General features: G+C 64.2%; 13 protein-coding genes. 7 read left to right on the top strand and 6 right to left on the bottom strand.

Annotated features, from left to right (window positions below; genetic code table 11):
- The first annotated feature begins 161 nt into the window (after nucleotides 1-161).
- Nucleotides 162-995 carry a substrate-binding periplasmic protein gene (locus tag ACQ66H_RS08415; protein ID WP_430433628.1) on the top strand — a complete coding sequence of 278 codons (834 nt, stop codon included), beginning with the start codon at nucleotides 162-164 and terminating at the stop codon, nucleotides 993-995.
- 3 nt (nucleotides 996-998) lie between these two features.
- Here ACQ66H_RS08415 and ugpQ read toward each other — a convergent pair whose 3' ends face one another.
- Genes ugpQ through ACQ66H_RS08395 form a run of 4 tightly spaced genes read right to left on the bottom strand, consistent with a single transcriptional unit; the run spans nucleotide 999 to nucleotide 4,388 of the window.
- Nucleotides 999-1,727, bottom strand: a complete 729-nt coding sequence (gene ugpQ / locus ACQ66H_RS08410; RefSeq protein WP_430433627.1) for a glycerophosphodiester phosphodiesterase — start codon at nucleotides 1,725-1,727, stop codon at nucleotides 999-1,001.
- On the bottom strand, nucleotides 1,724-1,960 hold the full coding sequence (locus ACQ66H_RS08405; protein ID WP_430433626.1) for a hypothetical protein: 237 nt from the start codon (nucleotides 1,958-1,960) through the stop codon (nucleotides 1,724-1,726). Before ACQ66H_RS08405 ends, ugpQ begins: the two co-directional genes overlap by 4 nt.
- Nucleotides 1,930-3,291 (bottom strand): extracellular solute-binding protein, encoded by a 1,362-nt coding sequence (locus ACQ66H_RS08400; RefSeq protein WP_430433625.1) that lies wholly within the window; start codon nucleotides 3,289-3,291, stop codon nucleotides 1,930-1,932. The genes ACQ66H_RS08405 and ACQ66H_RS08400 overlap by 31 nt, the downstream gene beginning before the upstream one ends.
- Nucleotides 3,292-3,338: 47 nt before the next feature.
- Complete coding sequence (locus ACQ66H_RS08395) at nucleotides 3,339-4,388, bottom strand: aldo/keto reductase (RefSeq protein ID WP_430433624.1); 1,050 nt, start codon at nucleotides 4,386-4,388, stop codon at nucleotides 3,339-3,341.
- Nucleotides 4,389-4,486: 98 nt separating this feature from the next.
- Between ACQ66H_RS08395 and rlmM the strand changes: the two genes are divergently transcribed.
- The 3 genes from rlmM (at nucleotide 4,487) to ACQ66H_RS08380 (ending at nucleotide 7,983) form a co-directional block, all read left to right on the top strand.
- On the top strand, nucleotides 4,487-5,587 hold the full coding sequence (gene rlmM, locus ACQ66H_RS08390) for a 23S rRNA (cytidine(2498)-2'-O)-methyltransferase RlmM (protein ID WP_430433623.1): 1,101 nt from the start codon (nucleotides 4,487-4,489) through the stop codon (nucleotides 5,585-5,587).
- A gap of 339 nt (nucleotides 5,588-5,926) precedes the next feature.
- Entirely contained in the window at nucleotides 5,927-7,375 is a 1,449-nt protein-coding gene (locus ACQ66H_RS08385) for a DEAD/DEAH box helicase (RefSeq protein WP_430433622.1), read from the top strand.
- 167 nt (nucleotides 7,376-7,542) lie between these two features.
- A complete protein-coding gene (locus tag ACQ66H_RS08380) occupies nucleotides 7,543-7,983 on the top strand; it encodes a DUF4124 domain-containing protein (RefSeq protein ID WP_430433621.1) in 441 nt (146 codons plus the stop codon).
- A gap of 69 nt (nucleotides 7,984-8,052) precedes the next feature.
- Here the strand turns inward: ACQ66H_RS08380 and ACQ66H_RS08375 are convergent, their stop codons facing one another.
- Both ACQ66H_RS08375 and ACQ66H_RS08370 read right to left on the bottom strand, forming a co-directional pair.
- Nucleotides 8,053-8,394 (bottom strand): type II toxin-antitoxin system RelE/ParE family toxin, encoded by a 342-nt coding sequence (locus tag ACQ66H_RS08375; protein ID WP_430433620.1) that lies wholly within the window; start codon nucleotides 8,392-8,394, stop codon nucleotides 8,053-8,055.
- Nucleotides 8,394-8,669: a type II toxin-antitoxin system Phd/YefM family antitoxin gene (locus tag ACQ66H_RS08370; RefSeq protein ID WP_430433619.1), complete on the bottom strand. Its 276-nt coding sequence runs from the start codon at nucleotides 8,667-8,669 to the stop codon at nucleotides 8,394-8,396. The genes ACQ66H_RS08375 and ACQ66H_RS08370 overlap by 1 nt, the downstream gene beginning before the upstream one ends.
- Before the next feature lie 214 nt (nucleotides 8,670-8,883).
- Here ACQ66H_RS08370 and ACQ66H_RS08365 point away from each other — a divergent pair, with 214 nt between their 5' ends.
- Genes ACQ66H_RS08365 through ACQ66H_RS08355 form a run of 3 tightly spaced genes read left to right on the top strand, consistent with a single transcriptional unit; the run spans nucleotide 8,884 to nucleotide 13,967 of the window.
- Nucleotides 8,884-9,804 carry a DUF4007 family protein gene (locus tag ACQ66H_RS08365; RefSeq protein ID WP_430433618.1) on the top strand — a complete coding sequence of 307 codons (921 nt, stop codon included), beginning with the start codon at nucleotides 8,884-8,886 and terminating at the stop codon, nucleotides 9,802-9,804.
- Complete coding sequence (locus ACQ66H_RS08360) at nucleotides 9,797-13,132, top strand: ATP-binding protein (RefSeq protein WP_430433617.1); 3,336 nt, start codon at nucleotides 9,797-9,799, stop codon at nucleotides 13,130-13,132. Before ACQ66H_RS08365 ends, ACQ66H_RS08360 begins: the two co-directional genes overlap by 8 nt.
- Nucleotides 13,125-13,967 carry a phosphoadenosine phosphosulfate reductase family protein gene (locus ACQ66H_RS08355; RefSeq protein WP_430433616.1) on the top strand — a complete coding sequence of 281 codons (843 nt, stop codon included), beginning with the start codon at nucleotides 13,125-13,127 and terminating at the stop codon, nucleotides 13,965-13,967. The genes ACQ66H_RS08360 and ACQ66H_RS08355 overlap by 8 nt, the downstream gene beginning before the upstream one ends.

The following is a 13,967-nucleotide window of genomic DNA, read 5'->3' as shown; positions in this document are numbered from 1 at the left end:
GGGGCACGCTGTCGGCGAACAGGGCGGCAGCGGCGGCAATGATAGGCCGGACGCCCGGAACGCACTGCGGGCAAATTGACTGGCTGGCCCGCTGCAGAACGCCGGTGCCTGCAGTCGGGCCGGCATCTAAGCTCCACCCACCTCACCAACGGAGTCTGCCGATGCCCGCCCTGCCCTTCGCCACCGCACTGATCGTCGCCGTCTGCGCCTTCGCCAGCACGCACGCCGAGGCGCGCGACCTCGCTGAAGTCCGCTCAAGCGGCACATTGCGCATCGGGGTCTACAAGGATTTCTCGCCCTACGCCGACGCCGGGCGCGGCATCGACGTTGACCTCGGCCGCGCGCTGGCCGAGCGGCTGGGCGTGAAGGCCGACGTGCGCAGCTACGACGCCGACGAGAACATGAACGACGACCTGCGCAACATCGTCTGGAAAGGCACCGTCCTCGGCCCGGGCGTGTCCGACGTGATGATGCATGTGCCGGTCGATGCGACGATGAGTGCACGCAATCCGCAGGTGAAGATCTTCGGCGCATACCACCGCGAAACCCTGGCCGCCATCCGCTCGACAGAGCTGCTGCCCAAGCTCGACGCGGTGACCGACATCGACGGTCAGGCGCTGGGGGCGGAGAGCGAATCCATCATGTCGATGGCGCTGCTCTCCTCGAACGCGGGCCGGCTGCGCAGCCAGGTGCAGCATTTCCATTCGATGGACGACGCCCGCCGCGCACTGGAAGAGGGCCGGATTGCCGGCTTCTTCGGCATGCGCAGCCAGGTCGAACCGATGATGGCCGCCACTGGCAAGCGCTTCACGATGAGCATGCCGCCGCCGCTGCCCGGCCTGCCGCAGGCTGGATGGGCGCTCGGCCTGGCGGTCGGCGCCGACGACGAGGCGCTCGCGCAGGCGCTGCAGTCGGCACTCGCGGAACTCGAACGCGACGGCACGCTGGACCGCATCTTCAAGCAGCACGCGGTCACCCGCATGCCGCCGCTGTAGGCGTCAGGTCAGCAGATCGAGCCGGTCGGTGAACAGTCCGCTGACGCCGGCCGCGACCAGCGCCGCTGCACGCGCGGCGTCGTTCACCGTGTAGCAGAGCAACGGCACGCCGGCCGACACGATGTCGCGCATGCTGTCGGCGCTCAGCCGGCTGTGGTCGCAGTGCAGCGACACCGCTTCGTGCGCGTGCATCTGTGCACGCCAGTCCTCGGGCACCTCTTCGAACAGCAGGCCGCGCGGCAACTGCGGCGCGACGCGACGCGCGGCGTCGAGCGCCGGAAAGTCGAAGGAGGACAGCAAGGGGGGGCGGCGGTCGGCGGGCCAGCGCGCCGCGATCAGACGGGCCGCCGCTTCGCCCGTCGCCTGCTCGAAACCGCGGGCAGGCTTGATTTCGATATTGGCGTCCAAATCCAGCGCCAGCAGAAGGTCGAGTGCCTGTTCGAGCGAGGGCAGGCGTTCGTCGGCGAAGGCAGGACCATGCCAGCTGCCGGCGTCGAGTCGCTGCAGGGCTGCGAAGTCGTGCTCGCAGACGCGGCCATCGCCGTCGGTCGTACGCTCCAGCGTTTCGTCGTGAATCAGCAGCGGCACGCCGTCGCGACTGAGCATCACGTCGAACTCGACCATGCGGAAACCCGCCGCCGCGCCGATACGGATGGCGGCCAGCGTGTTCTCGGGTGCGGCGGCCCCGCCGCCGCGGTGGGCGATCCACAGCGGCCAGGGCCAGGTGCTCACGACTGCGCCAGTACCTCGCGCGCCTCGCGCGCCACGTCGTCGTCGGTCAGCCAGGCAATGGCCGACAGCAGCTCGATCGACTGCCCGGCGGCCACGCCCTCCTTCACCCACTTCTCGATCGCCCGCACACGGGCGGCGTCATCGAGCGCGAGCAGCTTGAGCAGCGGCTCTCGCACCGACGCGTCCTCGCGCGCTGCGCGGATCAGCAGGACAAGCTGGTCGCTGCCGCACATGGCCCCACCCTCTGTACTGCGGTATCGAGAACGGCCTTGGCCGGCTTGCGGTCGGCCCACAGCTCTTCCAGCTCCTCATCGAGCACGGCGCGCACCTTCGGGTTGTCGGCCACCGGGCTCTGGTGCGACTCGGCGGTGCCCGGCTTGCTCGAAAGCTGACGCAGCGCCACGCGCGCCACGCCGTCTATCGTCGGCGCGTTGACCGGGCTGATCGCCACCATGCCGGCACGGTTCAGCGGAATGAAGCCGGTGGCGCGCGCCCACTGCGCCTGTCGGTCCGGGTCCAGCACGAAGGTGACGAAGCGTGCGATGGTCTGCGTTTCGCTCGCGCTGCGGCCGGCACTCACCCACAGACTGGCGCCGTCGGCCAGCGTGTGACGCGGCGCCTGGCGGATGTCGTCGTGGTAGGGCAGCGCCGCGACACCGACTTCGAACTTGGCGTCGCGCTTGATCTGCGGCCAGGCCGACGAACGCGCGGTGAGCACCTGGCACTGACCGCCGGAGAACATCGGTACCGCCTCATCGCCACGGCCGAAAATGTGCAGGTAGCGGCTCTTGTACCAGGACGACATCAGCGCCAGGTGCTTCACCTGCACCAGGCCGTTGATCGCCAGCGCCTCGCCCTTCTTGCCGTTCTTGCGGGCGAAGGGCTCGTTGTGCCAGGCGCTGATGTTGTTGACGTGGATCTGCGTCGGCCGTGCGCTCGTGTAGGGGCAGGCATAACCGCCGTCGCGCAGTTGGCCGAGTGCGGCCTGCAGCGTGAACCAGTGGTCCGGCGGCGCGGCCGGGTCGAGGCCGACGCGAGCGAAGGCGTCCTTGTTGTAGAACATGACCGGCGTGGTAAGACCGATCGGTAGCGCATTCAGACGGCCCTTGGTTCCTGCGAGGTAAGGCGGCATCGGCGCCGGGATCGGCACGGTAGCGAACTTCTCCTTCGCCTTGGTCATCACCTCGTGCAGCGGCGTGTAACGCGGCTTGCCTTCGAGGAAGAGCTGGCGCGCCTCGTCGTCGAGCACCTGCATCGCCGGCGGCTTCTCGCCGGTGCCGCCCAGCGGCGCCAGCACGATCTTCTGCTTGCCCTTGCCACTGGCGTTGAATTCATCGACCAGCGTCTGCAACGCGGACGCGCCGGCTTCGTCCAGCCCGTGCGCCAGTTCGATCTCCGCCGGTTCCTGCGGTGCCGCGGGCTTCGCGGCCGACTTTGCCGTTGACTTGGCGGCGGGCTTGGTCGCCTTCGCCGCCGGCTTCTTCACTTCGGCGGCCGCATGCACTATCAGCGGCCACGACACGACGCTGGCCGCGAGCAGCGCGGCAAACGACTTCTTGAGCATCAGTTGTTCTCCTGTTCGCAGCCGTGCGACACGGCTGCAGCGCCCGGTCAGGGTGCCGGGTTGGTGTAGCGAAGATGGATGGCGTCGATGGCGGCGATGACGTCGTCGGTCAGTACCACTGTCCACGCGCCTATATTTTCGCGCAACTGCGTCGCCGACGTCACGCCGATCAACGTGCAGGCGACGGTGCGCCGGCGGTAGCAGAAGGCCAGCGCGAGCTGCGCCGGTGTCAGGCCGTGCGCGCGCGCCAGTTCGGCGTAGGCACGCGAGGCCGGCGCGACATTGTCCTTGAAGTAGCGCTGGCCGAACTGCGGAAAGGCGGTGATGCGCCCGTCAGCCTGCGCGTCAGCGACGTACTTGCCGCTGAGATGACCGAAGCCGAGCGGCGAATAGGCCAGCAGCGACACCTGTTCGCGCTCGCACACTTCGGACAGCCCCATGTCGAAGGTGCGGTTCATCAGGTGGTAGGCGTTCTGGATGCTGACCACGCGCGGCAGGCCTTCGTCGGCCAGACGCAGGCAGCTCATCAGGCCCCACGGTGTTTCGTTCGACACGCCGACGTGGCGCACCTTGCCTTCGTCGATCAGCTTTGCCATCGCTTCCAGCTGACTACGCAAGGACGCCGCGTCGCGCTCAGCCGACGGGTCGTACTCGTACTGGCCAAACATCGGCACGTTGCGCGCCGGCCAGTGGATCTGGTAAAGGTCGATGTAGTCGGTGCCCAGGCGGCGCAACGATCCTTCCACCGCCTCGCGGATGTTCGCCGCGTCCAGCGCCAGCGGACCGCCGCGTATCCACGGCATGCCGCGCGCAGGTCCGGCCACCTTGGTGGCGACGATCACCTTGTCGCGTGGCTTCTTCGCCAGCCAGCTGCCGACGATGCGTTCGGTGGCGCCGGAGGTTTCGGCGCGCGCCGGGACCGGGTACATTTCGGCCGCGTCGAGCAGATCGATGCCGGCTTCGAAGGCTTCGTCCATCAGCGCGTGTGCGCTGCGTTCGTTGACCTGCTGGCCGAAGGTCATGGTGCCGAGGCCGATGGCCGGCACTTCGAGCGTCGAGCACCCGAGCTGGCGTCGCGCGATATCCTTGCTGTTCATTTCGTCGCTTGTCGTGAGACGGTGTGTCGTCAGGCGAAGGCCAGACGTGTACCACAGACCGCGACCTGCGACGTCGATTCCCGCTGATCGGAAATACCTTGAAAACTAATCTTCACGGCCTGCTGCTGTACTGCCGCCCCGGCTTCGAGCGCGAATGCGCGCAGGAAATCGCCGACCGCTGCGGCGAGGCCGGCCACCTGGTCGAGGTGCAGGCCGAAGCCAACAGCGGCTGGGTCGAAGCGCGCGCCGAAGGCGGCGCGCTGTGGGCACTGACCCGCGTGCTGCGCTGGCAGGACCTCTGTTTCGCCCGCCAGTTGCTGTGGTCAGGCCGCACGGTCGAGGGCATGAGCCCGGGTGACCGCGTGACGCCCATCGTCGAGGCGGCGCGCGCGCTGTGCGACGGCTACAGCGACTTCCTGATCGAAACGCCGGACACCGACGGCGCGAAGTCGCTGTCGTCGATGACCAAGAAGCTGGAGCCGCACATGGGCGAGGCGCTGGAACAGGCCGGCGCCTTCACCGACGATCCGTCGGCGCCACGCCTGCACGTGCTGTTCACCGCCGCCGACCGCGCGACGGTCGCGCTGAGCTGGCCGAACCGCCGCAGCGAATGGCTGAACGGCATACCGCGCCTGCGCATGCCGCGCGAAGCGCCGTCGCGCTCGACGCTGAAACTGGCCGAAGCCTTCCACACGCTGCTGAGCGAGGACGAACAGGAGCGCCTGCTCAAGCCGGGCATGACCGCGGTTGACCTCGGCGCAGCGCCCGGCGGCTGGACCTGGCAGCTGGTGTCGCGCCACATCCACGTAACCGCGGTCGATAACGGTCGCATGAACCCGGAGCTGCTGGAAACCGGCCTGGTGATCCACAAACGCGAGGACGGCTTCCGCTTCGTGCCGCGCAAGCCGGTCAACTGGCTGGTGTGCGACATGGTCGAACAGCCTCGCCGGGTTGCGGCGCTGGTGGCGCGCTGGATTGCGCAGGGCCTGTGCCAGCACGCCATTTTCAACCTCAAGCTGCCGATGAAGCGGCGCTATGACGAGCTGCAGCTCTGTACCGACCTGATTGGCGAGGCGCTGGCCTCGGTCGACAAGAAGCACGAACTGCGCTGCCGACAGCTCTACCACGACCGCGAGGAGGTGACCTGCTACCTCGGCGTGCCGGGCAAGGCAGGTGGCGGTCGCAAGCGCAAGCGCTGAGGCGCTGTGAGGCCGGGCCGCCGCCCGGCCTCAAGATCAGCCACAAGCGCCCGCCCCGCCTGTGCGATAATGCGCGCGCAGTCGCCTCGCCGGTTATGGCGCGGCCCGGAGTTTCCGATCCGGCCATGAATCCACGGCCGATCCCCACTTCCCCCGCCCTGGCGCCTGCGCCCCCGGGCACGACATTCGCGCTGGCACCCTCGCCGCGCGCCTCGCGCCGGGTTTTCCGGAACCGATTTCCCCAGCCTGAACCGGCATGCCAGGCGGAAGTCCACAGAAGCAACATGCACCGCGGCACTGTGCCCGGCGCGCGCTTCTGCACAAGAGAGCTTCGCATCCATGTCGTTTGAAGAACTCGGGTTGATTCCCGAACTGCTGCGTGCCGTGGCCGATACCGGCTACACCACGCCCACCCCCATCCAGGCGCAGGCCATCCCCATCGTGCTCGCCGGCCGTGACGTGATGGGCGGCGCCCAGACCGGTACCGGCAAGACCGCCAGCTTCACGCTGCCGCTGCTGCAGCGCCTCGCACCGCACGCCAGCAGCTCGCCCTCGCCTGCCCGCCACCCGGTGCGCGCGCTCATCGTCTGCCCGACGCGCGAACTGGCGATGCAGGTGCACGAGAGCGTCAAGACCTATTCGAAGCACCTGCCGCTGCGCTCGGTGTGCATCTACGGCGGCGTGGACATGAAGGCGCAGGTCGCCGAACTGCGCCAGGGCCGCGAAATCGTCGTCGCCACGCCGGGCCGCCTGCTCGACCACGTCGAAGGCAAGACCATCAGCCTGAGCCAGGTGCAGATGCTGGTGCTGGACGAAGCCGACCGCATGCTGGACATGGGTTTCATCCCGGACATCAAGCGCATCCTCGCGCTGCTGCCGGCGCAACGCCAGAGCCTGCTGTTCTCGGCCACCTTCTCGGAAGAGATCAAGAAGCTGGCCCAGGCCATGTTGCGCGACCCGCAGCTGATCGAGGTCGCACGCCGCAACGCCACCGCGGAAACCATCACCCACCGCGTGCACGCCTGCGGCACCGACGACAAGCGCGCGCTGCTCACCCACCTGCTCACGCAGGACAGCTACGCCGACCGCCAGGCGCTGGTGTTCGTGAACACCAAGTTCGGCGCCAGCCGGCTTGCTCACCACCTGGTACGCCAGGGCGTGGCCGCGGATGCCATCCACGGCGACAAGAGCCAGCAGCAGCGCACCGAAGCGCTGGAAGCATTCAAGAACGGCAGCGTGCGCGTGCTGGTGGCGACCGACGTCGCCGCCCGCGGCCTCGACATCGAAGATCTGCCCTTCGTGATCAACTTCGAACTGCCGCACAACGCCGAAGACTACGTGCACCGCATCGGCCGTACCGGCCGTGCCGGCCGCTCGGGCGAAGCCATCTCGCTCGCCGCACCGGAAGAGAAAGGGCGCGTTGCGGACATTGAAAAGCTGATCCGCAAGCCGATCGAAATCGTCGTGCCGGAAGGTTTCGACCCGGCGCGTGCGCGAACGCGCGAAACGCGTTCAGAGCGTCCGGAGCGTGCAGCGCGCGGCGAACGCGGTGAGCGTGGCGAACGGCGCAGCCGTCCGTCGGCCGGTGACGCGCCCCGCGCCCCGCGTGCGCCCCGCGCCAGCGCATCCACGGTCGCCGCCGACGGCTTCGACTTCAGCAAGCCCTACGAATCGGCAACGCCTGACGCCCCCGCTGACGGTGGCGACGGCACATCGGCACCGACGCCGGCCAAGCGCAGCGGCAAGCGTCAGGTCGCCGCACTGCTCGGCGGCAGCGGAAAACGCTGACGCGGGAGCCGTCTCCGCCCGTCGCCCTGGGGGTGACGGACGGATCGGTTGCTGCCACCCTGTCCTCGCCTCATCCTTCTGACCGACGACGAAGGTAATAGGAAGACGGTCACCCGACTGCTCTCCCAGCCTATGCTCCCGTCTTCAGTCATCTGTGGGACGGGGTCATGCTGAAATGGTGCGTATTGGGGGCGACATTGATCGCCTCGCCGGCTTTCGGTCAGGTTTACAAATGCAAGGACGGAAGCGGAAAGCAGGTCTTCTCTGACATGCCCTGCGGAGCCGGCGCGCAGACGGTCAACGTCAAGCCGCCGCGCGGAGAAACACCCGACGGATGGCGAGACGACGCCTGGGAGCGCCAGTTAAACGACTTGAAGCAGCGCGAGCGCGCCGAGGCGGAGAGCGAACAGCGATCGAGAAAACTCCGCGACGCCGACCGGCAACGTGAGGCTCTGGCTTCAGAACGCAAGTCTCGCCGTTGCAACGAACTGAAGGCCGAGCAGGACGCGGCGGAAGCCGTCATGAGAAATGGCGCAACGCAGTGGCAATACGAGGACGCCAGAGCGCGCGGGGCCGCAGTGCAGAAACAGATCGCACGCGAGTGCTGAAGCGCGCCATCTTCGAGCCAGCTCCGCTTCCGATCTGCTGAGCACTGGCGCAGGTGTGCTGAGGGAGGGTCACGCGCCTAACAGGCGGCGAGCAAGCACGGATTGCATGTCGCGGCGCCCATCTGCAATCAGGTGGATGACGACCTGGCTGCCCGTGACGCGGTAGATCACTCGGTAGGTCTTGAAGAAAGTCTGGCGGTATTCCTTGATACCGAGACTGACCAGTTCCTTCGGAAAACTACCTCGTTCCGGAAATCTGGACAGGCTCTCTACCACGTCCATCAACGCATCCAATACATGGTTGGCGTTCGCCACACAGTCGAATTCGGAGATGTAGTCGTGGATCGCCTCCAGGTCCTGCTCCGCACCCGCAGTGAGCAGGACTCCGAACTTGGCAGGTGCGCGGGCCATCAATCAGTGGTGCGCTTTCCGCGAAGGCGGGCAACGACTTCGGCTGCGGGTTTGACCTTGCCGGCGGTCACATCCTGATTACCCAACGCAAGTATTTTCAGCAAGGCCAGTGTTTCTTGCGTCTCTTCGAATGACGCGACATCTTGCAGGACCGCCTTCGCTTCACCGTTCTGGGTGATGACCATCGGTTCACGGCGCTCTGCGAGATAAGTGAGAACCTCGGCAGCGTTGGCCTTGAGATAGCTGATGGGCTTGACTTGTGATGAGTAGCGCATGGCGAGCCTCCAGATTTGAATTGGACTTAATATAGTCTTTTTATAGTCTCTTCGGTAAGGTCCAACTCCACAGCGCATGGCCTGCACTGACTGCCTCTTGCAACAAGATGCACCCATTACATGATTGGTGCGGCTTTACATCTAACTGTATTTTTGTACAGTTAGATGCAACGCTTACCTGACTGGTGGCTACCACCAGTACAATACTTGTCTTATGGGTACTGCATCGACACAAGTTAAAGACAAGTCTGCCCACTTCTCCGGGCACGAGACCTTCCCACTCCGGCAAATGTGGCTTAAGAAAGCCTTCGATCAGGTGATCGAGGGCAATCTGATCCGCAAATCGACCTTCACCGATGGAGCTGCTATCGCGGCGTTTGGTGTTGGAAAAAACATGGTGGCCTCAATACGGCATTGGGCCCTGGCATGCGGGGTCATGTATGACAGCGACGAGGGATACAAGGTCGGCTCTCTCGCCAGCGAAATCCTACGAGACGGTGGTCTTGACCCCTATGCAGAGAACCCCTCGACTGCGTGGTTCGCCCATTGGAATCTTGCAGGGCATTGCTTCCGCTCCACCACATGGTTTTGGCTGTTCAATCATGTCACCGCTCCAACCTTTACTCGCCAAGAGCTTGAAGAGCCGCTTGCGCGCCACGCCCGCGAGCTAGACCCGAAGCACCGACTCTCAGCCTCAACGATCTCGCGCGACTTGGAGACTTGCCTCAGAAGCTATGCACCTCGCGCGGGCGGAGGCTCGCCCGAGGACTTCGCAGAGCCACTTCTCGGCGAGTTGGGTCTGTTGCAGGAAATCCACAAGGGCCAATACGCCTTCCGCCGAGGCCCCAAGGCCTCACTTCATGACGGTGTCTTTGCTTATGCACTTGTCAACTTCTGGAACCGCAACGCTGACGGACAGAGCTCGCTTGCCTTTGAAACCATTGCCTACGCGGAAGGATCGCCCGGACGGGTCTTCAAACTCGATGAAGAGTCGATCGCCCAAAGACTGATTGCTCTTTCTGATTTCACACAGCGAAAACTTGAGTGGACGGACTCCGCAGGACTGAGACAAGTCCACCGCCGGGAACTGTCCAAGGAAGATGTTAGGAACATGATTCGGCGGGCCTATGACTGACATGAAGCAGTACGCTCTGTCGGACGTTGTTCAGATTTCGCGCCACTACCAACGCTCCATTCGCGTAGACGCAGACATCGGTCGCGAAGATGCGCTCGCCGGCTACATCTGCCATGCGACCGCGGCGGCTATGGTTGACGGTATGTGCAAGCAGCTCATCGCCACGAACCAACGCAGCTTCACCTGGACGGGCCCGTTCGGTGGTGGAAAAAGTTCGCTTGCTGTAGCCCTAGCAAGCGCGCTCCATCCCGAAAAGGCACTGCGGACAAAGGCCCGCCAAGTACTGCAGTTGAACTCCAACACGGCCTTCGACAAGGCCTTTCCCGTAAAAAGCGGGTGGCTAATCGTTCCGTCGGTTGGACGGCGCGGCAGCGTCGTGGCGGAACTGCATGCGGCACTTCGCAAAGCCCAAGGCAAAACGGTTGACGGGCGCAGCAAGCCCAACGCTCAGTCGCTGATCGCCGATCTACTGGAGGAGGCCAAGAGCCGCCCGCGTGACGGCGCGCTGGTCATCATCGACGAGATGGGCAAGTTCTTGGAGGCCTCCGCCCTAGGCTTAGGGGATGACGTCTACTTCTTCCAAGAGCTCGCGGAAGCCGCGGCTCGCTCCGAAGGCCGCCTCGTGGTTGTCGGCGTGCTGCATCAATCCTTCGCTCAGTATTCGGCCCGCCTAGGAATCGACACCCGCGACGATTGGGCCAAAGTTCAAGGCCGCTATGTTGACTTGCCCTTCGTCGCCGCAAGCGACGAGGTGGTCGAGCTGATTGGTCGGGCGATCGAAACTGATGTCTCACAACCCTGGATGCACGACGCTTCCGAGTCGATTGCAGAAGCGATCCGCTCGCGCCGCCCCGCCGTGGGTAAGGATTTCGCGAAAGCCTTAAAGGCCTGCTGGCCTCTGCATCCGGCGATGGCGGCGTTGCTGGGTCCAATTTCCAAGCGGCAATTTGGGCAAAACGAGCGCAGCACCTTCGGTTTCTTGTCGTCGGTGGAGCCATACGGCTTCCGCTCGTATCTGAACTCGACACCTTTCGAGGACGCGAGCGGGTATCGCCCATGCGACTACTGGGATTACCTCCGCTCGAATCTCGAACCCGCGATCTTGGCCTCTCCAGATGGCCATCGGTGGTCACAGGCCGTCGAGGCAGTAGAGCGAGCCGAGGCCAAGACAGGCGATGCCTTTCTCGTTTCGCTGATCAAAAACATCGCGGTCATCGATATGTTCCGCAATGGCTCGGGCCTCGCAGCCGACGCAGCAGTGATCGGTGCGCTCTTCTACGACAAGACGCGCGAAGAGCTCGATGCGGCGCTCAAAAAGCTTTCAGAGCTGAAAGTCATCCTCTACAAAAGCTACATTGGCGCGTGGTCGGTGTTCGAAGGCAGCGACTTCGACATCGATGCGGCTATTGCACAAACTTTGGCCGCCTCCCCGGGCATCGACTATGGCCGTTTGGCTCAGCTCATGGGCTTGCATCCGGTCGTGGCCAAACGGCATTACCACGAGACCGGCTCTATGCGCTGGATGGAGCTCTCTTTGTGCAACATCGAGCAGGCTGAGAAAATCGCCGCCAGCTTCGAACCCAAGAAGGGCGAGTTCGGGACCTTTATTCTTGCCTTGCCGAGCAAAGGCATGAAGCCAAGAGACGCGCGCATGCGTGCCCAGGCTTGCTCCAAACTTCGCCCGTGGCCAGTGATGGTGGGCATCCCCGAAAATCACGCACGCATTGCCACGCTCTCTAACGAACTGGTGGCGTTGGAACATGTGAAGGATCTCCACCAGCTTGCCGGCGACAGCGTCGCCCGCCGCGAGGTGCACGCTCGACTCGCCGCCACTCGCGCTGACTTGGAAGATCAACTTCAAGCCGCCATTTCGTTGGCAAAGTGGCACGACGGAACTGATCAAATCGTAGAACCCGGCTCGAAACTCTCACCCGTAGCATCGAACCTGGCCGACGCTCTGTTCAGTGATTCGCCGCCGGTGTGGAGCGAGCTGGTCAATCGAGATAGCGTGTCGAGCAACAGCGTGAAGGCGCGCCGTGAACTACTCCACGCAATGATCAACGCAGAGGGCCAAGAGGCTTTGGGATTCGAAGGTTTCCCTGCCGAACGCGGTCTCTATGAGACTTTGCTAAAGAGGACGGGCCTACATCGCCAAGATGCAGCGGAGACCTGGCGCTTCATGCCGCCCGGCGATGGATTTGCAGAAGGCTTCAACAACCTCTGGGACGCTACGCGCGCCCTCTTTTCGGACGCCGATACCCGCGTTAGCGCCCACGAGATCTACGCCCTGTGGAGCGCTCCTCCTTTCGGCATGAAGCTGGGCATACAGCCGGTGGTCCTCACGGCCTTCCTGCTCGCCCACAAGGCCAACATCGCCGTCTACAAGGACGGGATGTTCCTGCCACGGCTGACCGACTTCGACATCGATGAGTGCCTGCAAGACCCCGATCGATTCTCGCTACGCTGGGTGGCCATTGACGACGACAAGAGCCAAATCCTCGAAGGCATCTCGAAGCTGCTGGCCGAGATTGGCGAGAGCGCCGGGGCAGCGGACCCGCTCGAGGCCGCTCGCGGCCTGGTTGCAATGGTCTTCAACCTGCCCGACTGGGCACGGCGGACCGCCCGACTAGGTCAAATGGCCAAGGACATGCGCGACATGCTCTTGAAGGCCAGTGACCCGCACAAGGTCTTGTTCGTCGATCTGGCTTCGTTGCTAGGCGCATCCAATGGCAAGGACTATGTGAAGGCGCTGCGCGCGCCGCTGCAAGAGCTCGCCGGAGCCTACGGAAAGATGCTCTCGGAAGTCGAGGCCAAGATGCTATCTGCCTTAGACGCGAGCCGAGACGACCTCGAGGCCCTTCAGGAGAGAGCCAAATCAGTTTCAGGCATCTCGGGCGATTTCCGAATGGACGCCTTCGCGACGCGGCTAGCCAACTACGACGGCTCGCGAGCTTCTCTCGAAGGCATCTTGGCCTTTGCAGCTGAGAAGCCTCCTCGCGATTGGCTTGACCGTCACATCGACGCAGCTGTGTTGGAACTAGTCAAGTTCGCGCGTCGTTTCCGCGAGTCAGAAGCGTTCGCAGCTGTGCAAGGGCGCGAAGCGCACAGCGAAGCCATCGCCGTCATCATCGGCGCTGGATCAGACACGAAGACCATTTCGCGCTCGTTCGCGATCTCGGATCGCCATCGCAAGACCGTGGAGACGAAAGCCAACGAGCTCGCCTCGATGCTCGAAGGCCAAGGCTTGGGGACTGACGTTTTGCTGGCGATCCTAGCCAAGGCCGGGATGAAACTGGTGTCCATCGACAAGGAGGAGGCCAATGGCTGAGCGGCACGTTTTGGGGATTTCCGGTGGTAAGGACAGCGCGGCGCTGGCTGTATACATGCGCGAGCGCCATCCAGAGCTCGATATCGAGTACTTCTACACCGACACCGGCGAGGAGCTGCCCGAGGTCTATGAGTTCCTCGGAAAGCTCGAAGGAAAGCTCGGCAAGCCCATTCTTCGGCTAAACCCCGACCGAGATTTCAAGTTTTGGCTCCGCCAATACAACCACTTTCTTCCCAACCCTAACACCCGCTGGTGCACCCGGAAGTTGAAGCTGGCCCCATTCGAGAACTGGGTCAGGCCCATGCTGGCGGCTGGCGACAAAGTTACTTCCTATGTGGCCATCCGCGCCGATGAGGACTATCGCGAGGGCTACGCAGCCAAGGCCGAGAACCTCTTCGTCAAGCTGCCGTTCCGCGAGGCCGGCATCGACAAGGCCGGCGTCATCGACATCTTGGAGAACTCCGGCGTCGGCTATCCCAAGTATTACGAATGGAGATCGCGCAGCGGCTGCACCTTCTGCTTCTTCCAACAGAAGATCGAGTGGGTACGCCTGCGCGAAAAGCACCCTGATGCCTACGAGGCCGCCAAGGCCCTGGAGAAGGATGCACTCGAGCACGGCTCGCCTTTCACTTGGTCGAAGGGCGAATCGCTGGCCGACATGGAGCGACCGGAACGCATCGCCGAGATCCAAGCTGAATACGGGATCCGCCGGGCCCGTATGCTCAAAGCCATCCCCATCAATCCGCTGCGGCCTGTGAAGGCCTGCCCGGACGACATCGACGACATCTACGGGGTTCACGAGGGCAACGGCTCCTGCGCCGTTTGCCACAAGTAG

Origin of the sequence: Methyloversatilis sp. (assembly GCF_965284615.1) — a bacterium.
In the GTDB taxonomy this organism is placed as follows: domain Bacteria; phylum Pseudomonadota; class Gammaproteobacteria; order Burkholderiales; family Rhodocyclaceae; genus Methyloversatilis.
Note: the sequence above shows the minus strand (reverse complement) of the source record. Positions and strands in the feature narration are given on the sequence as shown.

What these genes read in the sequence shown, in the direction of transcription:
- ACQ66H_RS08415 (WP_430433628.1), top strand. Translation starts at nt 162, where the DNA reads ATGCCCGCCCTGCCCTTCGCCACCGCACTGATCGTCGCCGTCTGCGCC.
- ACQ66H_RS08405 (WP_430433626.1), bottom strand. Translation starts at nt 1,960, where the DNA reads ATGTGCGGCAGCGACCAGCTTGTCCTGCTGATCCGCGCAGCGCGCGAG.
- ACQ66H_RS08400 (WP_430433625.1), bottom strand. Translation starts at nt 3,291, where the DNA reads ATGCTCAAGAAGTCGTTTGCCGCGCTGCTCGCGGCCAGCGTCGTGTCG.
- ACQ66H_RS08395 (WP_430433624.1), bottom strand. Translation starts at nt 4,388, where the DNA reads ATGAACAGCAAGGATATCGCGCGACGCCAGCTCGGGTGCTCGACGCTC.
- ACQ66H_RS08385 (WP_430433622.1), top strand. Translation starts at nt 5,927, where the DNA reads ATGTCGTTTGAAGAACTCGGGTTGATTCCCGAACTGCTGCGTGCCGTG.
- ACQ66H_RS08380 (WP_430433621.1), top strand. Translation starts at nt 7,543, where the DNA reads ATGCTGAAATGGTGCGTATTGGGGGCGACATTGATCGCCTCGCCGGCT.
- ACQ66H_RS08375 (WP_430433620.1), bottom strand. Translation starts at nt 8,394, where the DNA reads ATGGCCCGCGCACCTGCCAAGTTCGGAGTCCTGCTCACTGCGGGTGCG.
- ACQ66H_RS08370 (WP_430433619.1), bottom strand. Translation starts at nt 8,669, where the DNA reads ATGCGCTACTCATCACAAGTCAAGCCCATCAGCTATCTCAAGGCCAAC.
- ACQ66H_RS08365 (WP_430433618.1), top strand. Translation starts at nt 8,884, where the DNA reads ATGGGTACTGCATCGACACAAGTTAAAGACAAGTCTGCCCACTTCTCC.
- ACQ66H_RS08360 (WP_430433617.1), top strand. Translation starts at nt 9,797, where the DNA reads ATGACTGACATGAAGCAGTACGCTCTGTCGGACGTTGTTCAGATTTCG.
- ACQ66H_RS08355 (WP_430433616.1), top strand. Translation starts at nt 13,125, where the DNA reads ATGGCTGAGCGGCACGTTTTGGGGATTTCCGGTGGTAAGGACAGCGCG.